Consider the following 21,696-nt stretch of genomic DNA (forward strand, 5'->3'; position numbering starts at 1 on the left):
GCGTTCGTAGCCACTCTCGGTGTTCCCGTCCGGGTCAGGTCCACCCGAGACCGTCCACGACGTGCTTGCCGCCGATGAGGATGAGCGCGCCGCCAGCGAGAAGCACGAATTTCAGCGGTTCGTTCGTCGTTTCGGCTTCGAGAAATCCATCGCTCGGGGACCCCGGGGACACGTATGCCGTCACCGAGTCGCCCGTCTCGTACCCATCGATGACCGACCGGGCCTTCGATTTCGTATCGTAGCTCGGCGTGATAGTGGCAGGGTAGATGTTGTGTGCCGTGTAGGACTCGCCGCGGTAGCGATAGTCGAACGTGACCGTCGGCTTGTAGTCCGGGGAACTACGACGTCTCGAGATGCGTTCGATGCCCGTATCGGTGATGGTGGCGTTCACTGTCACTGCATCGGCCACGACGTCGGATTGTTGCGTGTAGTCGTAGACGCCGTAGCCCGCGACGGCGATGCCGACGACCAGCAGTAACGCCCCGAAGTGGGTACGGTCGAACGTGTTCAACGCGGTGGAGAGTTTCGAATCTGGGGACACGACGGGACGTGACAACCAAAAGATAATAATTTTTACGCACGGGCCGTTGGCGCACATCGCCGCTTCCGTCCGCTTTTTCACGGTTCCCTACCGACCGACGAACGAATGAGAACCCGAGTGTCCGGTCGGTTTTCGCGCGTCGCCGACTACGACACGCTCCTGTTGACGGCCGGACTCTGGTTTCTCGCGAAGTTCCTGCGATACGCGCTTCCGGCGCTGTTCCCCACCTTTCGAACCCAGTTCGGCGTCTCGAACGCGTTCCTCGGAACAGTGTTCACGGCCACGATGCTCGGCTACTCGCTCATGCAGTTTCCCAGCGGCGTCCTCGCCGACCGGTTCGGCGCGGTGCGGGTCATCGCGGCGGGTGCCGCGGTCGCCGCCGGAGGGGCGCTGGTGCTCGGGGTCGCCGCGCCGCTCGCGGTGCTCGTCGGCGGTATGCTCCTCGTCGGGGTGGGGACGGGCATCCACAAGACGGTCTCGATTCGGTTGCTCTCGCGGGTGTACCCGACGAGGACCGGCCGGGCGCTCGGCCTGTTCGACACGCTCGGAGCGTTCGGCGGCGTGGCCGCACCCGCGGCCGTCGTCCTCGTGACCGACGCCGGAAACTGGCACGCGCTCTTTCTCGCGGGTGCCGTGACGGGGGTCGCGCTCGGCGGCGGCGTCCTCGCGTACGTCCCACGGCGGTCGTCGGACGCCGAGGACGATGGCGAAGATGGCGACCCCGCCAGTGGAGACGATTCCGCGAACCCGCTCGCGTTCCGGCGGTATCTCGACCTCTTTCGAAGCCGTCGATTCACGGTATTCGTCGGCGTGACCGTCTGTTTCAGCTTCGCGTACAACGGCGTCGTCGCGTTCCTCCCGCTCTATCTCACCGACCACGGGTTGTCCGAGTCGGCGGCGTCGCTCGTCTACAGCGCCCTGTTCGCCGTGAGTCTGGTGCAGGTCGTCACCGGCGACCTCTCGGACAGAATCGGGCGGCTTCCGCTCGCCGTCGCCGTCCTCGCCGTCGCGGCGGGCGCGCTCGGGGCGCTTTCCCTCGCGGGGACGGCGAGCGCCGTCGTCTTCGGCGGTATCGTCGTCGCGCTCGGCGTCGGCAGTCACGGATTCCGTCCGATTCGCGGCGCGTACCTCGCGGCGACGATTCCCGACGACGTTGCCGGAGGCGGTCTGGGGTTGGTCCGCACCCTGCTGATGGGCGTCGGCGCGCTCGCGCCCGCCGTCGTCGGCGTCGTCTCCGACACGACCGGGTTCGCGGCCGCGTTCGGCCTGCTTGCTGTCGTGATGTCGTGTGCGGCGCTCTTGGCCGTTCTCACCGCACTTATCGGGACGTGAAACCCTTATCGGGAAGTGAAGCCGACGAGCGGGGCGAGCGGTCGCGGTCATCCGCGGACCGCTCGACCGGTCAGCCGACGTAGTGGGCGGCGACCCACGTCAGCAACCCGAGCAGGACGAACGGAACGACGAGCAACAGCAGACCGAGGACGCGGTAGAGTTCGTTCGGCGGATACGGCGACGTTACGAAGAAGAGGACGAAGAAGAACCCGAGGATGATGAGGGGAACGATGTTCACCACGATGTCGAGCAGCGTCTCGCGGTCGAAGACGGAGTAGGTGGCCATCAGTCGTCACCTCCCGTGGCCTCGTCCGAACCGCCGTCCGTCAATCCGTCGCCATCGCCGTCGCCACCGTCGGCGAGCGCGGTTTCGCGTCGGTTCTCGAACCACACCCACTCGGGCGAAAGCATGCCTTCCTCCTCCAGCGCCCACGGGTCGCCGCTTTCGACCGCCGGGCCTTCGAGCCACGACTGGGTGATGTTCCAGACGAAGATAAACTGGCCGATGCCGAGGATGAACGCACCGAGCGTGGCGACCTGGTGCCACGTCGTGAACTGCGGGAGATAGGTCGCGTACCGGCGGGGCATGCCGCCGTAGCCGAGGAACAGCATGGCGAAGAACGTCACGTTCGTTCCGATCATCGTCAGCCAGAAGTGCCAGTGGGCGAGCGACTTCTGGTACATCTTGCCGCTGTAAATCGGGAACCAGTAGTAGAACGCCGCGAACAGGGCGACCCCGATGGCACCCATCACGATGAAGTGGAAGTGGCCGACGACGTAGTAGGTATCGTGGAGCACGAGGTCCACCGGGATCGAGGCGAGGAAGACGCCCGTCACGCCCCCGATGATGAAGTTCTGGATGAACCCGATAGAGAACAGCATCGGTGCCGTCAGGCGGATGTTTCCGTTCCACATCGTCGTAATCCAGTTGAAGACCTTGACGGCGCTGGGCACCGCGATGGCAAGTGACACCGCCATAAAACTGAGACGGATGCGCGGGTCGATGCCGGTAGCGAACATGTGGTGCGCCCAGACGCCGAAGGACAGGACGCCGATAGCGAGCGTCGAGTAGACGACGAACTTGAACCCGAACAGCTTCCGGCCCGCAAAGCGCGGTAGAATGAGACTGACCAACCCCATCGGCGGGAGGACGAGGATGTACACCTCCGGATGGCCGAAGAACCAGAAGAGGTGTTGCCACAGAATCGGACCGCCGCCGCCTTGTGGGGAGAAGAACGTGGTCCCGAAGTTGCGGTCGAGCAGGAGCATGATGATGGCGCTACCGAGCAGCGGGAACGCGAACAGGATGAGCCCCGACTGCGTGACCATCGTCCACGAGAACAAATCGAGATTCTCCCACCCGATGTTCGGGCCGCGTTCGGTGAAGATGGTGGCGATGAAGTTGATGGCTCCCATCGTGGTACTGATTCCCGAGAGGTGCAGACCGAGGAGCATCAGGTCCGTCGCCGGACTCGGTTGCTGAACGGAAAGCGGCGTGTACATCGTCCAACTCGTCTGTGCCGGTTGGATGCCCGACCCGATTGCCCCGAGCGGGAAGCCGATCCAAACGAGAATCGCCGCGGGCGGTAGCAGCCAGAAGGCGATGGCGTTGATGCGCGGGAACGCCATGTCGTCCGCGCCGATGAGGAGCGGGATGAAGTAGTTCGCAAACGCCGCAATCATCGGCGTCCCGAACAGGAGCAACATCGTGAGGCCATGGGTCGTCATCAGAGCGTTGTACGCCTGCGCCTGAAGGAACATCGTATCAGGCGAGAGCAGTTCGGTTCGCATCAGCAGGGCGCCGATACCGCCCCACGCGAACGCGACCAACCCGTAGATGCCGTACAGGATGCCGATATCCTTGTGGTCGACGGTCGTCAGCCAACGGAGTATCCCCGAGGGCTTTTGTGCGTAGCCGACCCCCTGCTCTTCGCCGCGACCGAACCCCCCACCGGTGGGTGTGTACGACCGCCAGTCCTCGACTTGGAGGATGAAGTAGAGGACGACGAGAAGGAACCCACCCATCAGAATGGAGAGCGCCAATGATGTGGTAAGCGCTGCCATCACACAATGGTCGGCGGGGAAGGAGTAATTCGTTTCGGTCGTTTGTCATTTTTTGCGTGGCCACACGAGTTCCATGTATGACCTGAAATGTATTCGATGTGAAACGCTCCGATAAAAAGGCGTGGCACGACAAATCAAGTGGCGGACGGCGACGGGGAACGCACGGCCGACGCGCCGAACCGGGCGTTACCAGAAGGAGAGGTTTTTCTTCACCGCTTCCCGCTTCAGTTCCTGAATGTGCTGTGTCAGCGGGATGTCCTTCGGGCAGACGTTGGTACAGGAGAACTGCGTCTGACAGCGCCAGACGCCATGTTCTTGGTCCATCAGGTTCAGTCGATGTTCCGTCACGGACTCGCCCTCGCGTTCGTCCATGGCGAACCGGTACGCCGCGTTGATGGCCGCCGGGCCGAGATACCGATTGTCGCCCGCCGCGATGTTACACGAGGACATGCACGCACCGCACCAGATACACCGGGTTGCCGTCTTTATTTCCTCGCGGTTCTCGCGGGACTGGCGCTGTTCTTCGAGGTCGTCGTCCGGCTTCTCGTCCGTCTGGAAGTAGGGTTCGACCGCGTGCATCTGGTCGTAGAAGTGCTCCATCTCCACCACGAGGTCTTTGATGACCTCCTGATGCGGCAACGGCTCGACCTGCACCGGGCTGTCGAGGTCGGACACCTGCGTCTGGCAGGCCAGCCGTTGTGACCCGTTGATGAACACGGCGTCGCTCCCGCAGATGGCTTGCCGACACGAGTGGCGCACCGTCAGCGTGGAATCGAAGTGGTCGCGGGCGTAGATGAGCGCGTCGAGGACCGTCAGCCCCCGTTTGTCCGGGACGTAGAAGTGGTCGAACCGCGGCTTTTGCTTCTCGGGCACGTCGGGGTCGTACCGGAACACCTTGAGGTGAACCGACTCGTCCGGCGATTCGGCGGCCCGTTCCGCCTCGGCTTCGCGCTCCCGTCGCCGCCGCGCCTTGCGCTCCAGTCGGCGCTGTTGTGGCGACGATTCGGTCGCTCTTCCAGCCTGTTCCACTTCCTCTTCGGACTCCTGTCGCTCCATTTCCCCTTCCTGTTGGCTCATCGAAACCCCCTCGAACGGGTATCACGGGCCGAACGAGGATAAACCCCGTCGTCGATATGCCATTTCGGTCGGATGGCGAGCGACGGAACGACGATTTGACGAACATCTCTCTGAAACGGACAAAAACGGTAACATGTTGGGCGACCATGCAGGAACGATTCGCATGGAATCCAAACGACACACACAGAGCAGACGACGCATCCTCAAACGGGGTGCCCTCGCCACCGTCGGGGTGGCCTTCGGCGTCCCCTCGCTCGTCGGGCAGGCGAGTGCGCAAGACGAGACGGAAGACTGCTGTAAGACCTGCTGGATGGACGTGAAACCCGGCTGTTGTCCGAACACGGTGAACGCGCGGGCGGACGTACCCGTCACGGTCTACATCGGCTGGCCGAACGTGAAACCCGAGAGCGTTCGTCTGGTTCCGTCGTCGGCCCGGGCACCGTTCGAATCGCGGCGCTGTCAGAAGTACCGAAATCCGAAGTGGCGAGACATCTCCTGCGCGGACATCGACGGCCTGCTCTCGGAGACCGACGGGCGGTCCGCACCGGCGTGTCGCGTGAAAAACGAGAACGTGGACGGCGACGCCGACGGCGACACCGTACTGACGTTCTGTAGCTGTGACCTCGAACTGTGTTCGAGCGACCGGAGCCTGCTCCTCGAAGCCGAGACGGGAAGCGGCTGTCGCCTGCTCGCCGTCGATAGCGTGAAGCCGGTCAACTGCTGACCCGCCACCAAGCACTAATCCTTCTTCCTCGTATTCCGGGCGATGAAAGCATCCGACTTGCTGGTGGACTGTCTGGAGCAGGAGGGCGTCGAGTACGTGTTCGGCCTGCCGGGCGAAGAACTCGGCGACGTCCTCTTCTCGCTCCGCGACTCCGACATCGAGTTCATCCCCGTTCGACACGAACAGGGTGCGGCGTTCATGGCCGACGTGCACGGACGGGTGACCGGACGTGCGGGCGTCTGCCTCTCGACGCTCGGGCCGGGCGCGACGAACCTCCTGACGGGGGTCGCGGACGCACATCTGGACAAGAGCCCCGTCGTCGCCATCACCGGACAGGCCGGACTCGAGCGCCAGCACAAGGAGAGCCATCAACTGCTCGACGTGCTCCACACCTACCGGTCGGTGACGAAGTGGAACACGCAGATGACCGACCCGGAAACCATCAACGAGTCGGTCCGCAAAGCGTTCAAACTCGCCGAATACGAGAAACCCGGCGCGACACACCTCGAATTCCCGGAGGACGTCGCGGCCGAGGAAACGAGCGCGGAACCGCTCGAATTCACTCGTCGGGTGCGGCGGCCCGACCCGGACGAGTGGTCCGTCGAGCACGCCGCCGAACTGCTCCAACGGGCCGACAGACCGCTCGTCATCGCCGGCAACGGTGCGGTGCGGGAACGGGCGGCAGAGAGCCTCCGCGAGTTCGTCTCCGAGACCGACGTTCCCGTCGTCGGAACCTACATGGGAAAGGGGGCGCTCTCGGACGCCGACGAGCACTCCCTGTTCACGCTCGACTCGGGCGAAAACGGCGAGGCCGCGGACGCCATTGCGCGGGCCGACTGCGTGCTCACGCTCGGCTACGACATCGCCGAACACGACCCCGAAAGTTGGAATCCCGACCGCGACAAGGACATCGTTCACCTCGACTCTGAACCCGCCGAGGTGTACGAACACTACAACCCGAACGTGGAACTCGTCTGTGACATCTCCGCCGGACTCGACGCGCTCCGGGAGCGACTCGACGTGGCCTGCCCCGCCGGATGGTACCGCGACCAGCGCGAGGCCATCGCCGAGCAGACGACCCGGCACCCCGAGTCCGACGACCCGGTGACGGTGACGAGCGTCCTCCCATTCCTCCGGGAGGCGATGGCCGACGAGGACGTGCTCGTCTCCGACGTGGGCAGCCACAAGATGGCCATCGCGCAGAACTTCCCGACCTACGAACCGAACACGGTCATCGTCTCGAACGGCCTCGCCAGCATGGGAATCGGCGTTCCGGGCGGTCTGGCGGCCGACCTCGCGTCCGATTCGAACGTCGTCGTCGCCACGGGGGACGGCGGGTTCATGATGAACGCGGCGGAGATAGAGACGGCGACCAGACTCGGCTGTGCGTACACCATCATCGTCTTCAACGACTCCGAGTACAGACTCATCACCGAGGAACAGGAGGAGGAGTTCGGCGAACACTTCGGGACCGGCCTGACGAATCCCGACTTCGTGAAATTCGCCGAAAGCTTCGGCATCGACGCCACGCGGACCGAGACGTGGGACGAAATCGACGCGGCGCTGACCGAAGCGGTCGAGAGCGAGGACATGACGTTGGTCGAGATACCGGTGGAGAAACGAATTTGAGAACACGAGTTCTGCCGACATCGGTCACCAAACTCTATAGGAACGCTACCGAACGCGCTTTTACATGACGGATACGACAGAGCGGATTTCGCTCGACGTACTCCTGTTGCCCGCCTTCGCGGCGGACGATTTCGAGATGGAGAAAGACCTCCCCGACGAGTTCGAACGGTGGCTCTCGACGTACGAATTCGAAAACTCGGCGTCGGTTCCCGGCGCGAACATGCCCGTCTACTACACGGACGACGGTATCGGAATCACGTCAACGGGGATGGGAAAAGCCGCCGCCGCGGCGACCGTGACCGCGATTCTCGCTGGAGAGCGGTTCGACTGCTCGGAGACGTACTTCATCACGGTCGGCATCGCCGGGTCGCCGCCGGACGTTGGAACGCTCGGGTCGGTATTCGTCGCCGACCACATCGTGGATTGGGATATCAAACATCGGTGGGTCGCCCGAGACGGAAAAACGGAGGAAGAACGGAATCATCCCCTCGAACTGTTCTCGTATCGTCCACACGATTACGTCTATCACCTCGACGACGACCTCGTGGCCGTGGCTCTCGACGCCGGACAGTCGGTCGAACTGCGCGACGCTCCCGGTATGAGAGAGTACCGAAACCAGTACTCGCAGGACGCTGCGCGGTCGGACCCGAGCGTGGCCGTCGGAACGACGCTCTGTAGCGACGAGTTCTGGCACGGCGAGACGGTGTCCGAGCAAGCCCAGTGGCTCGTGGACGAGTACGACGTCGGGACCTACGCCACGACCGAGATGGAGGAGATGGGAACCGCGACGGCCCTCGACAGGTTCGGGGTGCTCGATAGGTTCCTGAGCGTCCGCGGCGTCGTCAACTTCGACCGACCGTACGATGGGCAATCGATGCGGGAAAGCCTCCACGAGGGCGCGGAGGCGGAAACGTTCGACGCCGCGCTGGAAAACGTCGTCGACGTCGGGTCGGCAATCGTGGACGAACTCCGCACCGATGGCGCGTCGTTCGACGGGTGAAACCGAGTTCGAAGGCTGTAAACTACCGTCCCAACCGGCCGCGAAGCATCGACATTCCCGTGCGAAGGCGCGAGGGGCGCGCCACGAGCGCCATCTCCGTCTCGGTCAATTCGAAGTCGAAGATTTCGAGGTTCTGTTTCAGGTGCGCCTCGCTCGTCGATTTCGGAATCGTCACCACGCCGTCCTGCTGTGTCACCCACCGGAGCGCGACCTGTGCCGGGGACTTGTCGTACTTCGTCCCGAGTTCCGTGAGAACGTGGTCGTGCATGGCGCCGCCGTGGGCCAGCGGACTGTAGGCCGTCAGCAGCACGTCGTTTCGCTGGCAGTAGTTGAGCAACTCCGCCTGCGGGTTGAACGGGTGAAACTGCACCTGGTCGGTGAACACGTCCACCGTCGCCTCCTCCCGCGCCGTCTCCAACTGCTCCGTGTCGAAGTTGCTCACGCCGATGTGGCGGGCCACCCCGTCGCTCTGTAGGTCCGAGAGCGTCCGCATCACCTCGCCCGTCGAGGCGAGCGGGTTCGGCCAGTGGATGAGGAGCAAATCTACGTACTCGGTCCCCAACTGCGCCAGACTCTCGTGGACGGAGTTCACGATGTCGGGACGTTTGCGGTGCATCGGCCACACCTTCGTCGTCAGAAAGATGTCGTCGCGGTCGACGTCGGAGTGCTCGATGGCTTGCCCGACCTGCCGCTCGTTGCCGTAGGCTTGCGCGGTGTCGATGTGTCGATAGCCGAGGTCGAGCGCGGTTCCGACCGCATCGCGGCACGTCGCGCCCTCCATCCGCCACGTTCCGAGCCCGACCTTCGGAATCTCCTCTCCGTGAATCGTCTCGTACTCCATATCGTTCGTATGCGTGCGGGACGGTAAATATCGACTGGCGGACTGGTGAGGTTCGAACGGCGTTCCCGATACTCCGCCATGACACCTCGTCGTTCCGCCGCTATTCCTCGTCGTACGACACCACGCGCCCCCACGAACTCTTCTTCCCCCACAGGCCCGAACGCATACACTCCAACTCGACGATTTGGGAGTTGTCCACGAACAGGTTCACCTCCGGCCCGAAGTTCTTGATGTACCACTCGAAGACTTGCGGGTCGGCGGCCTCGAACACGCAGTTCTCGATGCCGACTTCGTTCGCTATCTCGAAGGCCACGTCGGTCCGCCAGTCGCGGACGCGCTCGGTGATTCCTTCGGATTCGACCATGATTTTGTACGCGCCTGCTTCGAGGTGACGGTGAGCCTCCTCGATGGCGCTCGCGGGGTCGATGGCCGCCTCACTCTCCAGTTCCTCGACCGAAGAGGCCCCGCCAGCGCCGAACTGGACGTTGATTTCGGGCTTGGCCTTCAGGCCGTGGTCCTGAACGAGTCGGGTCAGTTCCACGAGGTCGTCGGTGTCGATGGCGATGAACCCCGAGGAGATTTCCACGATGTCGAAACCGAGGTTTCCGGCCTCCTCGATGTACTGTTCTACCTTGTCGTTGTCGCGGACGAGGACGTTCTCGATGAATCCCCCGGTCGAAACCTGAACGTCGTACTCGTGGCAGACGGTGATGAGTTCCTCCACCACGTCCTCGGGCATCAGCGCGAACGACCCGCCCGAGAACTTGTAGATGTCCACGTACTCGCCCATCGTGTCGAGGATGTCCTGCAGTTCGCGCGGCCCCATCGGGTCGTAGTACGGCCCGCGCATCTCGGTGATACCCTTCTCCCGCGGTTTCGATTCGCGCTCGTTGACGTGCAGAAAGTCGAATGCTCTGTCGGTCATGAAACCCCCGGACGGGGTACGACGAACAGATACTAAAGGCGTTGGGCGTCGCAGTAAATGACAATATCACAATAGAATATTCGTTCGCCAAACGCTGAAGGAACGTGGTTCGGAATTTTACAGGTATGGGCTCTCCACCATCGCTCGCGTCGGAGATTCGGTCGATGAGCTTCGACGATATCTTTTTGCTCACCACGATGGCGGTGGTCGCCGTCTCGTTCATCGGCCCGGACTCGTACTTCGGAATCGACGACGGGACGCTCGCATGGGGATGACCCTGTTGGGGATGACGTGGGCGTTCTCCCGAGGACGTGTGGCATACTCGCTGACGAGCTTCGGGGTGAAACACCGCACCGACATCCAGCCCATCGAAACCGACGAACGGGTTCGCTGTGACTGCTGTGGGGGTCGAACCGAGGACGGCGAGCGGCGGCGGTACGCCAAACAGCAGGTCGCCTTCGGCATCCCGCTCAGAACGCTCGACTGGGGCGAAAACGTCTACTGTCGGGACTGTCTGTCACCTGAATCCGACGCCGAACCCGGAACGGAACCGATAGCGGAAGAAAAGCGTTCACTGGGACTCGAACACGGATATCGATAGGCGGGTCGTTCGACGCGCGACGTGCGGAAACCCGGCATTTCTCGTCGGTAGCGAGCGTTTGAAGCGCGACAGAGACGGCCTGTTTCGACTGAAGGGAAGCGAACGGCGAACGACGAGGTATCAGGTCGGCTTCCGCGCGTCGGTGGCCGAGGACGGAACGATCACGGATTCTCCGGGAATCGACGTCGAACGGGACGACGCCGACGGCGAGGACAGACTGGACGACATTCGACCGCTCTTGGACTAGCTGGGAGTGCAGTCTCGGGATCTCGCTCGGTAGTCGGCGCGACGACCCGCTACAGCGGCACCCACGGCGGTTCGCCGATGCGGTCTATCTGCTCACCCGCCGGAAAGCGAACGAAGTCGTTTCGCTCACAGCCAGCGCCGTAGCGCTGGAGGTGCCACGCGACGTCGTTTCCCGCTCCCCCATCGGTGGGACAGTCGGAGACCCGTGTGTCATCGACTCGCGTGTCCGTCCGTGTATCTGTCGCGCTCGTGATTCCGACCGTGACGATGCCGAGGACGCTAAACGAGAGGACGAGCAGGAGGAGACCGACGGACGTTCGGGATCTCGACGACGATGGACGAAAACTCATGGCTGGTCGGCGAGAGCGACGTGCCGTTGGTCCTTTGTTATTCGGCCGTCGCTTGTTGGATAACGACGGTTACGTGACGTGTGAGAGACGCATCCCCAAGAGTATCTCCTCCCCTCTAAAGCATCATACCGCCCATATTACCGGTTTCAGATCCGTTAGCGGGAGTAGTATCAGTTCCAGATACAATTCTATCAGATTCCGGTGAGAATTGAACATGCGCCAAACGTAGCGTAGCCACTCGTCGTGAGAAACCGGACAAAAAATCGAATCTGGATAGCTCGAGGGGACATTCCCTCGAATTGCGACGTGTGACGTCGCTTCAGTTTTCTTGTTCGTTCCAGTTACCCGCGTTCGACCACGCGCTCTGCGAGTTCTGGTTGCTCTGGGCGCTGGCCTGAATCGCCGTTGCGTCGTCGGACTCAGCGTCCTCGCCGATCGCAGCAGAAACTGCGTAGTTGTCGTCCTGGCTGTTCCAGTTACCCTGTGCGACGTACTGGTCCTGGTTCACACCAGACCAAGCGTGCTGTTCACTGTACTGTACGCTATGGTCGCCCCCGTGACGGTGGTGGCGATCTGTGGCCGCTGCGTTTCCGGCGAAGCCCATCACGAAGAGACTGGCGACCAGACTCATCGCGAGGAGAACTTTGAATCCTTTTTTCATTGTATTCACCTTGGACGACACCGACACGTCGTCGTGTGTTCATCGTCCACTTTCTCGTGTCGCCCCAACTGTATTTCAATGGAGAGGACCGTTTTTTCGACGCGGCCGGTCGGTACCTTCTGGCTACCTTCATCGAGGAGAGGTAAGCAGGATAAACCGCTCGATACAGCCGAATTCAGGACTTTCAGTCCAAAACGGTTCGGCGAACTTGTCGGATAAAGCACAGCCGACCGGTCGATAAATATCATTTTCCATAGGATATGTCCGAGCTGCCAGCTGAGTTATATGCTATCCATTGACAGCATATCCGGGAGTTAACCGCGGGCTGACGCGCCGCCGTTAGTCGAGTAACCGGACGATGTCGTCGGCATCCCTGTCTTCGAGTCCGTGTACCGTCTCGATGATGTCTTCCCGGTGTGCCTCGTCGTACCGGGATTCGGCCATCCGCTCGAACTTCGATTCGACCTGTTCCCACGACATCGAGTTGTTCGGATGACCCGCGAAGTCGTCCTTCTCGACGTGGTACGTCGTGCCGTCGTCCATCACCACGTCGATGTTCGCGGGCATTTCGCCCGCCTCGAAGCGGTCCGTGAGGTCCTCGTCCTCCTCCACTTCGACGGTCCGGAGCAGTTCCTGTACGTCGTCCTGCCGGATTCGGTCCGGGTCGTACTGCGCGTTCGTCATCTCGCGGTCGATGAGCGACACGGCGAGCATGTACGGCAGGGAGTGGTCGGCTTGCGCCTTCGTCTCCACCTCGTAGCGCGACCCCTCGCCACCGCCGATGATGAGTTTCGCACCCGCGAACGTATCGAGGTGAATCGATTCCACGTCGTCGGGGTCGATGTCCTCGCGCTCCGCCAGTTCGATGATACCCTCCACGGCGGATTGGGCGTACGTCTCGGCGACGTATCGTTTCGTCATCACGTCGTGGACGCGCTCGCCCGGCGACAGGTCGACGTCGAACTCGTCGGAGACTATCTGCTTCCATCCCTTTTGCCCCTCGAAGAGGTTCGTCGGCCCCTCGACGCCGTTTTTCGCCAGCATCGCTGAGTAGACGGCGTTTCGCGCGGCGTTCGCTGAGGCGAGACCCTTCCACTCCGAAATGCCCTCGGTCCGCGTCACCCGAAGGGCGTTGTGCGCGGTTCCGGCGATGCCGATGGCGGACCGGGTTTCCTCGCGGTCCAACCCGAGCAGTTTCGACGCCCCCGCCGTCGCCGAGATGACGGTGTGGGTAACGTGGTCCCATCCTCTGTCCCGAACTGGCGCGTTCCACGCCAGTTCGGCCTGCACCTCGTACGCGACGGCGATGGCGGTGATGAGGTCTTCTCCCGTACACCCCTCGTACTCCCCGCACACGATTGCGGCGGCGATGTTGTCGCTCGGATGCGGCGTCTCGCCGGGTGCGAGAAACGAGTCCATGTAGTCGAGATACCGGACGTACGCCGTGTTCAGCATGGTCGCGTCCGGCGGGGACGCGCTTCCGCCACCCCACAAGGTGCAATCTCCGTCGCCCATCTCCTCAACGGTCGCGCGAACCGCCTCGACGGGGTTTTCGCCCATCGCTCCCACGGCGATTCCCACTGAGTCGAGCACCCGCTTTTTGAGTTCGTCCACCGTGTCCTCCGAAAGGTCATCGTAGGTCGTTTCCGTGACGAAATCCGCGAGTTCTGCTGTCGTCGTCATGGCTCATGTGGGCAACGGGCACGCCCAAAAGGATACGGGCGGAGAGGATACGGAGAGAGAGGATACAGGCGGAAAGGATACGGGGGAAATCGGCCGTCGAATCGGGCAGTAGCGCCCCTATTCGTGCGGAAGCGACATGACGGTCGTCTCGCCGGAGAGGACTTCCCGGTCGGTTTCCGCGCTGATTTCCACCGCGAGGCGGTCCGTGCCCAAATCCTCGGTCACGGTCGCCGTCGCGCTGACGGTTTCCGCCGAGGAGTCGGAGATGGCCCTTCGTCGAGTTTCGAAACTCCGGTACGGCGCGAACGGCCGAATTTGTAATCGTACAGTGTCAGATGAGAGTAACGGCGAGATGACCGAATCAGAGCGGATACGATTTCGTGAACCAACAACGGGCGTAAGTGGCGGGGAACCCTCCTTCTACGCGGGGAGGTGAAAACGTATTGCAGTAACTGAACGGGTAGGTGAGCCTGAAGTAACGTACACGCCGCGCACGTACAAAGCAGGTGGCTTCCTGTTGATGTTGGCGGGGGTCATCGGCGTCATCGTGGGGCTCGGACTGTTGATAACGAGCGCCGCCGGGCAGATGCTCGGCGTGACCGGGCTCGGCGCGGCGATTCTCGCTGGCATCGTCCTCGTGTTCTCGATCATCGAGTTCGCGGGGGGCTGGTCGGCGTACAACGGTCACAACTGGTACGGCAGCATGACCGCTGGCGTGCTCGGGTTGGTGACGTTCTTCACGTTGCCGCTCGACCTCATCGGAACCGTCCTCATCGCGCTCGGTGAAGGACAGTTCGACCGCGAGGAGGAACCGATCGAAGAGACAGAGATACCGGACTAACTGGGGGAATACGATATGGCAACCGAAGAAACCGAACAGAAAACGACGTCCGAACAACCGAGAGAGGACAGCAGACCGCTGTTCGTCGAATTCGCCGAGGAGTACGCCGAAGAGGAGTTGGCGATCATCCTGATCGCCGCCGGCGTCGTGATGTTGGTCGTCCCGCCGTTCCAACCCGTCGGAATCGCGTCGATAGTCCTCGGACTCGCCGTGTGGTTCTCGGATTGGCTGTGGGGCTAAGCGAGATGAATCGGCACCGGTGAAGCGCCCGACGAACGGTCGTCGAATCGATTTTTCGTACCGTCCCGCGTTCACAGCGGCGGTGTTCGCGTGTCACAGCGGTATCGACTCGTACGTCACAGCGGCGGCGCTCGGTCGGACGTCACGACGGTTCTCACTCGACGGTCACGGCAGTAGTCGCTCGTCTGTGACGGCAGTAATCACTCGTAGGTCAGTGTCATACCGCCGTCGAACAGCAGGTCGCCGCCGTTCAGGTGGTCCGCGTGTTTGGAGAAGCCGAAGACGAACAGGTTCGCCACGTCCTGCGGCGTCATCATGTCCTTCGTGCGCGCTTGGCCCAGCATCACGTCCTCGACCACCTCGTCCACGCTGATACCGCGCTGTTCGGCGGTGTCCGGTATCTGGTCCGTCACGAGCGGCGTCTTCACGTAGCCCGTGCTGACCGAGAAGGCGCGAACGTCGCCGCCGCCCTCGGCCGCGAGGGACTGCGTGAGGCCGCGGAGGCCGAACTTCGAGACGTTGTAGGCCACCTTATCGGAGGTGGTGTAGTGGCCGTGAACCGACGCCATGTTGCCGATACAGCCCGTTCCGTCGCCGCTCTCGCGCATGTGGGGCAGGCAAGCCTTCGCCAGCAGGAACGGCGCGCGGACCATCACGTCGTGAAGCAGGTCGAACCGCTCGGCCGGGAACTCGTCGATGGGGTCGATGTGCTGGAGTCCGGCGACGTTGACCAGATATTTCACCGCGCCCGCGTCCGCCGCGTGGGAGACGATATGGTCTATCTCGTCCTCGTCGGTGAGGTCGGCAACTACCGTTTCGACGTTTCCTCCGAGTCCCAACTCCTCGGCGCGGTCGGTCGTCTCTGCCAGGCCGTCCTCGTCCACGTCCGTCCCGACCACCGTGAGGTCGTTCGTGGCGAGTGCGAGCGTCGTCGCACGACCGATTCCGGAGGCCGCACCCGTCACGATAGCCACGTTCTCGGGCGTGAAGTGGTCGTCTTCGACGTGCAGTACCTCGTCAGGGTCGAACGTCGGCGGCGTTACCGCGTCGTCTGCCATATTTCAAACTCCGAGCGATAGCGACGAAAAATCCACGGTTGATATGTGAACCGTCCTGATTCTGTTCTGTTCACATGTTAACCCTGCAGTATTTGCCGCTCGTAACTCCCGATATAGGTGGTATGACGAACCGGAGACTGACACGGCGCAACGTCCTCACGTCCGCGGGTGCGGTCGGGATTGCCGGATTAGCAGGGTGCACTGGAAACGATGACACAATCGATACGAAGAACGACGATAAATCGGGGAACGACAATGGAACGGGTGGCATGACGACGACCAAGAACGTATCTGGAACGGTGAAAATCGGCGTTCTCCAACCGATTTCGGGGAGTCTCAAATACTACGGACAACAGAGCCTGTGGGGCTTCCTCTCGGGACTGGCCTACAAAGCCGACGCCGAACCGAAGACCGGCGTCAAGAGCGGGAAAACGGTCGTTTCGGTCGGTGACACCGATTTCGAACTGTACGTCCGCGACACCGGGTTCTCCCAGAGCAAGGCGAAGAAACTGGCGACGAACCTTGTGACGGATCAGAAGGTCGATATGCTCTTCGGCTGTGCGTCGTCGTCCTCGGCGACGACGGTCATCAAGACGGTGGCCAAGGCGAGCAGCATGCCGTACGTCGCCGGACCGGCCGTGTCTGCATCCATCACCTCGGACGGCGAGACGTGCAACAATCTCGTCTTCCGCGCGAACGAGAACACCGCGATGGACGCTGCCCGCTGGCGGGTCGCGCAACCCGCCCAGCGAGGCGACCGTGGCGGCGGGGCTCCACACCTTGGACGTGCCCGACCCGGACGGCATGAAGGAACGATTGGACGAGGTCACCCTCGATAACTTCCTCGACGTGGCCGACACCGCGCTCTCGCGGTCGGACTACGACCGGGACGACCTGGGGTTCGTTGCGTTGACGCACATGAAGCGGTCGTTCCACGACTACCTCTGTTCGACGCTCGACACGGCGAACTACTATCTGGACGAGTTCGGGCACGTTCAGAGCGTGGACCAGATACTCGCGCTGGACGCAGGAATCGAGAACGGACTGGTCGAATCGGGCGACGTGGTTTGCTTTCTCGCCGCCGGGACGGGCTACACGTGGGCGGCGACCGTGTTAGACTGGCACGGCGAGTAGCGGGGCCGACTCGTCACTCCTTTGGGTAGCGAACGTACGGTCCGGGAAGGAGGGCGCGAATCGAATACGACCGGCGGGCGGCGTCCTCGTCGTCCGACTGTTCGGTTTTCGCGTCCGGTCGGCCCGTTCCTCGGTCGGACGTCTTCCGCCAGTTGATTCCGAAGGTGCTCACACCACCGAGAAAACACTTCACGCGTCTTTATTATACGCCCGATAACCGCGTGACAGGGCGGGAGTGAATTGAAATACGGAGATGACTAATCGTATAGCATGACCGTGTGGCCCGTCCGTCCGCGCCGACGCGCCGTCGGATTCTTTCTCGCACTTCTCGTCTCCGTCGTCGCGGTCGGTCGGCGCGCTCGTTCGGCATTCCGCCGAACACGGGACGTTCCGTTGAGTCCGCTCGTCGCCAGCACCCGGGTAGGTTCGGACTACCTTCAACGGAACGACGTTACGACCGGCGTGCAACTGTCGGGCGAGATGGACGACATGGCGGCGTTCGCCCGTCCCGACTTCGACCCCGACGAGGTGCACCCGGAGGTCAGACGGTTCTACGAGTGCACCGCGGACTACGACATGGCGTATCGGGTGCACTGGCACCGCGGCTTCCGGGTCGGCGCGGCACTCGCCGCCCGACTCACGAGCCGCATCGAACAGCTCAACCTCCCCGGCCCGTGGCAGTCGTCCGGCGGCCCCCTCACCAGCGAACTCGTCGCCATCGACCCGGACGAGGACCCCCGAGACGGGGCGCGAGCGTGGATTCGAACGGACGGGACGGGAACCGCCGTCTTCGTCGCCATCTACGCCAGCCACGTTCGGGACGGAATCCGCTACGTCAACATCGCCGTCCCGCTCCCGTGGTCGAACCTGAGCACCGTCCTGCACGTGCGAACGCTCGACGGGTCGGTCGGTGACGAAGACGGCGAGGGGACCGGCATCGAACTGACGACCCGAAGCGAGACGGGCGACGAGGGGTTGTATCTCCGCACGCCGCTCGGTCCGGTCGCGCTCCCGATGGAACAGCGCTTCCGCGTGGCTCCGGAGGGTGACGGCATCCACGCCGAACACGCGATGTGGGTGTTCGGTCGACGGTTCCTCACCATCGAATACGACGCGAACCGGTAACCGACGTACACTCAGTTACAATTCGTACTATCGCTACCATCGAAACCATCACGGTAGTCAGCACTCTCGGTACGATTCGTTCCATCGGTACGTTCGGTATCCTCGAAACGATTCCGACGCTCGCAACTACCGCGATACTTCCCACCCTCACGACTACCGCGACAGTGCCACTGTTACTACCGTTCTCACCCTCACGACTACCGTGACAATACCACCACCTCTACCATCTCAACCATCACTACTACCGCAACAAAACCACTATCACCACCATCCCAACCATCACAACTACCAAACCGACATCACCGCACAACCCTCTTCACCATCACACATATCTAATTCGAGTGAGAGGTTTCCCGTATGAAGTTCAGCGACGCGAGCGCGTCGGTTCGAACGGTCCTCCTTAGCCGCCCGGCCTCGGTCCTCCCGCTGTTCCTCGCGGGGGCGAGCATCAACCTCATGGCACAGACGTTCCCGATAGTGGGACTCGTGCTGGCATTTTTGCTCCTCGCGGGAACCGGGCGACTCAACGCCGTATTCGCCGCGTTTCGACGGAGCGATTTGAACGGAATCGAGACGAATCCCGCCGCCGTGGAGCGACTGCGAGACGCGATTATGGGCGCGTTTACGCCCGAGGTCATCGTCATCCTCGTCGCGTCCGTTCTGTGCAGTCTCGTTGTCGTGTTCGTCGCCCGCGCGCTCGTCGGGGCGGGACAAGTACACGCCGTGATGAGGTCCCTGCAGAACGAGCGCGCGAGTGCGACCGACGGCGACGTGGCCACCGTTCCCCTCCCGACGCCGCTTCGAACCGAACGAGCGATTGGGGCCGGCGTCGCCGGTGCGAGCAGGGACGGAACGAGGTTCATCCTGCTGTCGCTCGCCCGTCTGTTCACGTACTTCCTCGTCTTCGTCGCGTTCGGCGTCGTGGAGGTCGCGGTGACGAGTGGGAGTACCGTCACGGCGGTCCTCGGGTCGCTCGTGCTGGCTCTCGTGCTCTTCGTCGTCCTCCTCGCGGTTTACCTGCTCTTCCTGTTCGTCCCGCAGGCCATCGTCATCGACGACGTTGGCGTTCGCGGTGGACTGCGACGGAGCGGGAGTTTCATCCGTCACCACAAGGCTCGCGTCGCGGGTTACATCGTCGTCGTCGTCGCGTCGTTCGGCGTGTTCGGCGTCGCGACGGCCGGATTGAGTTTCCTCGGCGTCAGTCGAGTCGCCGCACTCCTCCTCTTCTTCGGGGTGCTTCCGACGCTCGGCGTGCTGAAGACGGCGCTGTATCTCGATTCGGAATCCGCGGTGTCCAACGGTCGGGGGTCGGTCCGCGGCGCATTCGGTCGTGGGATTCACGAACTGCGGACGTTCCTCGGCCGGAGACCGCTTCTCGTTCTCGGCGCGCTCTCGCTCTTCGCGATCGGCGGCGTCGGCGGCTGGCTCGCGGTCCAACCGTTCACGCTCGAAAGCGTTCGCCCGGACGTGACGAGCAACGTCTTCGGGTCGTTCCCGATAGACGTGTTCGTCAAGCTGGCCGCGAACAACTGGTTCGTCTCCATCACGGCGGCGTTCGCGGGGCTCGGGTTCGGCGTCCCGACGCTCGTCGCGCTGCTGTTCAACGGTGCGGTGGTCGGTGCCGTCATCGGCCTCCTTCCCGACCCCACGTTCGCCCTCGCGCTCATCCTCCCGCACGGAATCATCGAAATCCCCGGCCTGTCCGTCGCGGGTGCGCTCGGCTTACATCTCGGCGGGGTCGCGTGGTCCTACGTTCGCGGTCGGTCGTCGGTCGACGCCGTTGCGAGCGAACTCGTCCGCGTCTACTACGTCCTGCTCGGCCTGTTCCCGGTCTTCGTCGTCGCGGCGTTCATCGAAGCGTTCGTGACGTGGTGGGTCGCCTCGGCGGTCGTGTGAGCAGAAGACTCACTGCGCGATTTCGGCGAACTCGTTCGTGTCTTCGTCCGTTCCGGCGATGATGAGTTGGTCGCCGCCACGAACCACGAAATTCGGGCCGAGGTCGGTGATGACCTCGCCGTTCCGCTCGATGGCGATGACGGTACAGCCCGTCCGGGTTCTGACCGCCGCATCCCGCAACGTCTGGCCGGTGAGTCGCGGCGCGGTCGTCCTGAGGATTTCTATCTGCTTGTCGGGCGAGATTATCTCCTCACCTTCGAGGATGGTCGAGGCGAGCATCCGACCGCTCACGGTTTCGAGGGCGAGGACGTAATCCGCGCCCGCGCTGTACAGCTTTCCGATGTTGTCCGTCTCGTTCGCCCGGGCGACGATTTCGACGCCCGGCGCGAGTTCGCGGGCGATGAGCGTGGCGAAAATCGTCGTCGTGTCGTCCGCGAGCGCGAGGATGAGCGCGTTGGCGTACTCGATGCCCGCCTCCCGCAACACGTCCTCGTCGGTCACGTCGCCGAGCACGTCCACGCCGGGTTTCTCCTCCCTGTCCACGACCGTGGTTCGCACCGATTTCGACTGCATCGTCTCTTCCACCGTCGAACCGACTTCCCCGTATCCGGCGACGAGTATCGAACTCCGAACGGGTCCGCGGCCGTCCGAGATGGTCATCTCCTTCAGCCGTTCGAGCTGCGTCTCCCGTCCGGCCGCGAGCAAAATCGTGTCGCCGTCCAATTCAGTCGTCGGGGAGGGCGAGCTCTGGAACTCCCCGCGCCGCCACAGGCCGATGATGTTCGCACCGGTGCGCTCCCGAACACCGCTCTCGTCGAGCCTCGTCCCGTCGATGTCCGACCCGGCTTGAATCGACAGTTCCAGGATTTCGAAATCCTCGCCGATGGTGACGGTCTCGCCGAGGTCGGTCGTCACGGACGCCGTGACCTTCTCCGCCAGACTGTGACCGAGCAGGTGGCGCGGCGAGAACACTTGGTCCGCACCGGCGTACTGGAGGTAGTTCGTCAGGTCGGGATTCTCCACGAGACTGATGACGCGAACCGTCTCGGACACCTCGCGGACGGCAAGCGCGATGCTCGCGTTCTGCTCGTCGGTCGCGTCGGCGATGACCGCATCCGCGTCCTCGACGTGGACGTTTCGGAGCGCGTCGGCCGACTCGGGGTCGCCGTGGACGACGGTGATGTCCTGTTCGTACAAATTGAGCGCGGCGTCCCGGTCCCTGACGACCACGACGTACTCGTGGTCCCATGAGTGAAACTCGTCGATGAGCGTCTCGGCGCGCGGCGAGTAGCCACAGATAACGACGTGGTTTTCCACGTCGTCGATGGTCGTCGGCGGACTCACGCGAAGCGCCTCCTGTACCCACGGCGCGACGAACACCGGAAGGGCCATGAAGATGAGTATCACCCCGGACATCTGCATCAACACCATCAGCAGGCGCATTTGCGGCGTCGTCCACTGGCCCGCATCCACCCCGTATCCGGTCGTCGTGAACGTCTCGACGACGATGGAGAACGCCTGCAGGACGGTCCGGGTTTCGCCTTGGAACGTCGCCATCCCCCACATGTACGCGACGGTGTACAGGACGATGACGCCGACGAACGACGCGATATAGAGAAACACCCGGCGTCGCTGCCGCGTGACTGACGAGAAGACGGTAAACGGAACGCGCCGGGGTCGGTCGACCATTATCGTATGACTGTAAGCCGGAGGACTTCATTCTGCCGT

General features: G+C 62.8%; 23 protein-coding genes and 2 pseudogenes. 13 read left to right on the plus strand and 12 right to left on the minus strand.

Annotated features, from left to right (window positions below; genetic code table 11):
- Nucleotides 1–34: 34 nt before the first annotated feature.
- Nucleotides 35–541 carry a DUF3592 domain-containing protein gene (locus tag BG842_RS14915; protein ID WP_254663194.1) on the minus strand — a complete coding sequence of 169 codons (507 nt, stop codon included), beginning with the start codon at nucleotides 539–541 and terminating at the stop codon, nucleotides 35–37.
- Between the two features lie 105 nt (nucleotides 542–646).
- On the opposite strand from BG842_RS14915, the gene BG842_RS14920 reads away from it, so the two are divergent.
- Nucleotides 647–1,873 (plus strand): MFS transporter, encoded by a 1,227-nt coding sequence (locus BG842_RS14920; protein WP_069451359.1) that lies wholly within the window; start codon nucleotides 647–649, stop codon nucleotides 1,871–1,873.
- Nucleotides 1,874–1,943: 70 nt separating this feature from the next.
- On the opposite strand, the gene BG842_RS14925 is transcribed toward BG842_RS14920, so the two are convergent.
- From BG842_RS14925 to BG842_RS14935, 3 genes are all read right to left on the minus strand, one after another.
- Complete coding sequence (locus tag BG842_RS14925) at nucleotides 1,944–2,159, minus strand: DUF6684 family protein (RefSeq protein ID WP_007977263.1); 216 nt, start codon at nucleotides 2,157–2,159, stop codon at nucleotides 1,944–1,946.
- A complete protein-coding gene (ctaD, locus tag BG842_RS14930) occupies nucleotides 2,159–3,937 on the minus strand; it encodes a cytochrome c oxidase subunit I (protein WP_083252551.1) in 1,779 nt (592 codons plus the stop codon). Before ctaD ends, BG842_RS14925 begins: the two co-directional genes overlap by 1 nt.
- Before the next feature lie 186 nt (nucleotides 3,938–4,123).
- On the minus strand, nucleotides 4,124–5,014 hold the full coding sequence (locus BG842_RS14935; protein ID WP_069451360.1) for a succinate dehydrogenase/fumarate reductase iron-sulfur subunit: 891 nt from the start codon (nucleotides 5,012–5,014) through the stop codon (nucleotides 4,124–4,126).
- 163 nt (nucleotides 5,015–5,177) lie between these two features.
- Between BG842_RS14935 and BG842_RS14940 the strand changes: the two genes are divergently transcribed.
- The 3 genes from BG842_RS14940 to BG842_RS14950 all read left to right on the plus strand — a co-directional run bounded on the left by BG842_RS14940 (nucleotide 5,178) and on the right by BG842_RS14950 (nucleotide 8,367).
- A complete protein-coding gene (locus BG842_RS14940; protein ID WP_254663195.1) occupies nucleotides 5,178–5,738 on the plus strand; it encodes a twin-arginine translocation signal domain-containing protein in 561 nt (186 codons plus the stop codon).
- Between the two features lie 42 nt (nucleotides 5,739–5,780).
- Nucleotides 5,781–7,367 (plus strand): acetolactate synthase large subunit, encoded by a 1,587-nt coding sequence (locus BG842_RS14945; RefSeq protein ID WP_069451362.1) that lies wholly within the window; start codon nucleotides 5,781–5,783, stop codon nucleotides 7,365–7,367.
- A gap of 64 nt (nucleotides 7,368–7,431) precedes the next feature.
- On the plus strand, nucleotides 7,432–8,367 hold the full coding sequence (locus BG842_RS14950; RefSeq protein WP_069451363.1) for a phosphorylase: 936 nt from the start codon (nucleotides 7,432–7,434) through the stop codon (nucleotides 8,365–8,367).
- 22 nt (nucleotides 8,368–8,389) lie between these two features.
- On the opposite strand, the gene BG842_RS14955 is transcribed toward BG842_RS14950, so the two are convergent.
- A complete protein-coding gene (locus tag BG842_RS14955; protein ID WP_069451364.1) occupies nucleotides 8,390–9,208 on the minus strand; it encodes an aldo/keto reductase in 819 nt (272 codons plus the stop codon).
- A 100-nt stretch (nucleotides 9,209–9,308) separates the two neighbouring features.
- A complete protein-coding gene (locus BG842_RS14960) occupies nucleotides 9,309–10,133 on the minus strand; it encodes a phosphosulfolactate synthase (protein ID WP_069451365.1) in 825 nt (274 codons plus the stop codon).
- 125 nt (nucleotides 10,134–10,258) lie between these two features.
- On the opposite strand from BG842_RS14960, the gene BG842_RS31735 reads away from it, so the two are divergent.
- The 3 genes from BG842_RS31735 to BG842_RS14970 are packed head-to-tail and all read left to right on the plus strand — an operon-like array spanning nucleotide 10,259 to nucleotide 10,981.
- The gene (locus BG842_RS31735; protein WP_254663196.1) at nucleotides 10,259–10,408 is read left to right on the plus strand and encodes a hypothetical protein; all 150 of its coding nucleotides are present in this window, start codon (nucleotides 10,259–10,261) and stop codon (nucleotides 10,406–10,408) included.
- Nucleotides 10,399–10,734 carry a hypothetical protein gene (locus tag BG842_RS14965; RefSeq protein ID WP_254663197.1) on the plus strand — a complete coding sequence of 112 codons (336 nt, stop codon included), beginning with the start codon at nucleotides 10,399–10,401 and terminating at the stop codon, nucleotides 10,732–10,734. The genes BG842_RS31735 and BG842_RS14965 overlap by 10 nt, the downstream gene beginning before the upstream one ends.
- A gap of 58 nt (nucleotides 10,735–10,792) precedes the next feature.
- The gene (locus BG842_RS14970; RefSeq protein WP_069451366.1) at nucleotides 10,793–10,981 is read left to right on the plus strand and encodes a hypothetical protein; all 189 of its coding nucleotides are present in this window, start codon (nucleotides 10,793–10,795) and stop codon (nucleotides 10,979–10,981) included.
- 49 nt (nucleotides 10,982–11,030) lie between these two features.
- On the opposite strand, the gene BG842_RS14975 is transcribed toward BG842_RS14970, so the two are convergent.
- The 3 genes from BG842_RS14975 to BG842_RS14985 form a co-directional block, all read right to left on the minus strand.
- Nucleotides 11,031–11,330 carry a hypothetical protein gene (locus tag BG842_RS14975; RefSeq protein ID WP_069451367.1) on the minus strand — a complete coding sequence of 100 codons (300 nt, stop codon included), beginning with the start codon at nucleotides 11,328–11,330 and terminating at the stop codon, nucleotides 11,031–11,033.
- Nucleotides 11,331–11,649: 319 nt separating this feature from the next.
- A complete protein-coding gene (locus BG842_RS14980) occupies nucleotides 11,650–11,961 on the minus strand; it encodes a hypothetical protein (RefSeq protein ID WP_254663198.1) in 312 nt (103 codons plus the stop codon).
- Between the two features lie 369 nt (nucleotides 11,962–12,330).
- A complete protein-coding gene (locus BG842_RS14985) occupies nucleotides 12,331–13,674 on the minus strand; it encodes an MmgE/PrpD family protein (protein ID WP_069451369.1) in 1,344 nt (447 codons plus the stop codon).
- Between the two features lie 520 nt (nucleotides 13,675–14,194).
- Between BG842_RS14985 and BG842_RS14990 the strand changes: the two genes are divergently transcribed.
- Together BG842_RS14990 and BG842_RS14995 are read left to right on the plus strand one after the other, a co-directional pair.
- Nucleotides 14,195–14,515 carry a hypothetical protein gene (locus tag BG842_RS14990; RefSeq protein WP_069451370.1) on the plus strand — a complete coding sequence of 107 codons (321 nt, stop codon included), beginning with the start codon at nucleotides 14,195–14,197 and terminating at the stop codon, nucleotides 14,513–14,515.
- Between the two features lie 15 nt (nucleotides 14,516–14,530).
- The gene (locus BG842_RS14995; RefSeq protein ID WP_069451371.1) at nucleotides 14,531–14,755 is read left to right on the plus strand and encodes a hypothetical protein; all 225 of its coding nucleotides are present in this window, start codon (nucleotides 14,531–14,533) and stop codon (nucleotides 14,753–14,755) included.
- A gap of 200 nt (nucleotides 14,756–14,955) precedes the next feature.
- Here BG842_RS14995 and BG842_RS15000 read toward each other — a convergent pair whose 3' ends face one another.
- Nucleotides 14,956–15,813 carry an SDR family oxidoreductase gene (locus tag BG842_RS15000; RefSeq protein WP_069451372.1) on the minus strand — a complete coding sequence of 286 codons (858 nt, stop codon included), beginning with the start codon at nucleotides 15,811–15,813 and terminating at the stop codon, nucleotides 14,956–14,958.
- A gap of 269 nt (nucleotides 15,814–16,082) precedes the next feature.
- On the opposite strand from BG842_RS15000, the pseudogene BG842_RS33165 reads away from it, so the two are divergent.
- Together BG842_RS33165 and BG842_RS15010 are read left to right on the plus strand one after the other, a co-directional pair.
- Nucleotides 16,083–16,481 (plus strand): annotated as a pseudogene (locus tag BG842_RS33165) (ABC transporter substrate-binding protein); the annotation flags it as partial.
- Between the two features lie 49 nt (nucleotides 16,482–16,530).
- A pseudogene (locus BG842_RS15010) lies at nucleotides 16,531–16,947 on the plus strand (3-oxoacyl-[acyl-carrier-protein] synthase III C-terminal domain-containing protein); the annotation flags it as partial.
- 13 nt (nucleotides 16,948–16,960) lie between these two features.
- On the opposite strand, the gene BG842_RS15015 reads toward BG842_RS15010, so the two are convergent.
- Nucleotides 16,961–17,119, minus strand: a complete 159-nt coding sequence (locus BG842_RS15015) for a hypothetical protein (RefSeq protein WP_254663201.1) — start codon at nucleotides 17,117–17,119, stop codon at nucleotides 16,961–16,963.
- A 98-nt stretch (nucleotides 17,120–17,217) separates the two neighbouring features.
- Between BG842_RS15015 and BG842_RS15020 the strand changes: the two genes are divergently transcribed.
- A complete protein-coding gene (locus BG842_RS15020) occupies nucleotides 17,218–18,072 on the plus strand; it encodes a hypothetical protein (RefSeq protein ID WP_069451374.1) in 855 nt (284 codons plus the stop codon).
- Between the two features lie 357 nt (nucleotides 18,073–18,429).
- Entirely contained in the window at nucleotides 18,430–19,968 is a 1,539-nt protein-coding gene (locus BG842_RS15025) for a stage II sporulation protein M (protein WP_069451375.1), read from the plus strand.
- A 9-nt stretch (nucleotides 19,969–19,977) separates the two neighbouring features.
- On the opposite strand, the gene BG842_RS15030 is transcribed toward BG842_RS15025, so the two are convergent.
- Nucleotides 19,978–21,657 carry a TrkA family potassium uptake protein gene (locus BG842_RS15030; RefSeq protein ID WP_069451376.1) on the minus strand — a complete coding sequence of 560 codons (1,680 nt, stop codon included), beginning with the start codon at nucleotides 21,655–21,657 and terminating at the stop codon, nucleotides 19,978–19,980.
- Nucleotides 21,658–21,696 lie beyond the last annotated feature (39 nt).

The sequence above is a fragment of the Haladaptatus sp. W1 genome (assembly GCF_001723155.1).
In the GTDB taxonomy this organism is placed as follows: domain Archaea; phylum Halobacteriota; class Halobacteria; order Halobacteriales; family Haladaptataceae; genus Haladaptatus; species Haladaptatus paucihalophilus.

Coding starts and splice junctions, on each gene's coding strand:
- BG842_RS14920 (WP_069451359.1), top strand. CDS start 647: ATGAGAACCCGAGTGTCCGGTCGGTTTTCGCGCGTCGCCGACTACGAC.
- BG842_RS14925 (WP_007977263.1), bottom strand. CDS start 2,159: ATGGCCACCTACTCCGTCTTCGACCGCGAGACGCTGCTCGACATCGTG.
- ctaD (WP_083252551.1), bottom strand. CDS start 3,937: ATGGCAGCGCTTACCACATCATTGGCGCTCTCCATTCTGATGGGTGGG.
- BG842_RS14935 (WP_069451360.1), bottom strand. CDS start 5,014: ATGAGCCAACAGGAAGGGGAAATGGAGCGACAGGAGTCCGAAGAGGAA.
- BG842_RS14940 (WP_254663195.1), top strand. CDS start 5,178: ATGGAATCCAAACGACACACACAGAGCAGACGACGCATCCTCAAACGG.
- BG842_RS14945 (WP_069451362.1), top strand. CDS start 5,781: ATGAAAGCATCCGACTTGCTGGTGGACTGTCTGGAGCAGGAGGGCGTC.
- BG842_RS14950 (WP_069451363.1), top strand. CDS start 7,432: ATGACGGATACGACAGAGCGGATTTCGCTCGACGTACTCCTGTTGCCC.
- BG842_RS14955 (WP_069451364.1), bottom strand. CDS start 9,208: ATGGAGTACGAGACGATTCACGGAGAGGAGATTCCGAAGGTCGGGCTC.
- BG842_RS14960 (WP_069451365.1), bottom strand. CDS start 10,133: ATGACCGACAGAGCATTCGACTTTCTGCACGTCAACGAGCGCGAATCG.
- BG842_RS31735 (WP_254663196.1), top strand. CDS start 10,259: ATGGGCTCTCCACCATCGCTCGCGTCGGAGATTCGGTCGATGAGCTTC.
- BG842_RS14965 (WP_254663197.1), top strand. CDS start 10,399: ATGGGGATGACCCTGTTGGGGATGACGTGGGCGTTCTCCCGAGGACGT.
- BG842_RS14975 (WP_069451367.1), bottom strand. CDS start 11,330: ATGAGTTTTCGTCCATCGTCGTCGAGATCCCGAACGTCCGTCGGTCTC.
- BG842_RS14980 (WP_254663198.1), bottom strand. CDS start 11,961: ATGAGTCTGGTCGCCAGTCTCTTCGTGATGGGCTTCGCCGGAAACGCA.
- BG842_RS14985 (WP_069451369.1), bottom strand. CDS start 13,674: ATGACGACGACAGCAGAACTCGCGGATTTCGTCACGGAAACGACCTAC.
- BG842_RS14990 (WP_069451370.1), top strand. CDS start 14,195: ATGTTGGCGGGGGTCATCGGCGTCATCGTGGGGCTCGGACTGTTGATA.
- BG842_RS14995 (WP_069451371.1), top strand. CDS start 14,531: ATGGCAACCGAAGAAACCGAACAGAAAACGACGTCCGAACAACCGAGA.
- BG842_RS15000 (WP_069451372.1), bottom strand. CDS start 15,813: ATGGCAGACGACGCGGTAACGCCGCCGACGTTCGACCCTGACGAGGTA.
- BG842_RS15020 (WP_069451374.1), top strand. CDS start 17,218: ATGACCGTGTGGCCCGTCCGTCCGCGCCGACGCGCCGTCGGATTCTTT.
- BG842_RS15025 (WP_069451375.1), top strand. CDS start 18,430: ATGAAGTTCAGCGACGCGAGCGCGTCGGTTCGAACGGTCCTCCTTAGC.
- BG842_RS15030 (WP_069451376.1), bottom strand. CDS start 21,657: ATGGTCGACCGACCCCGGCGCGTTCCGTTTACCGTCTTCTCGTCAGTC.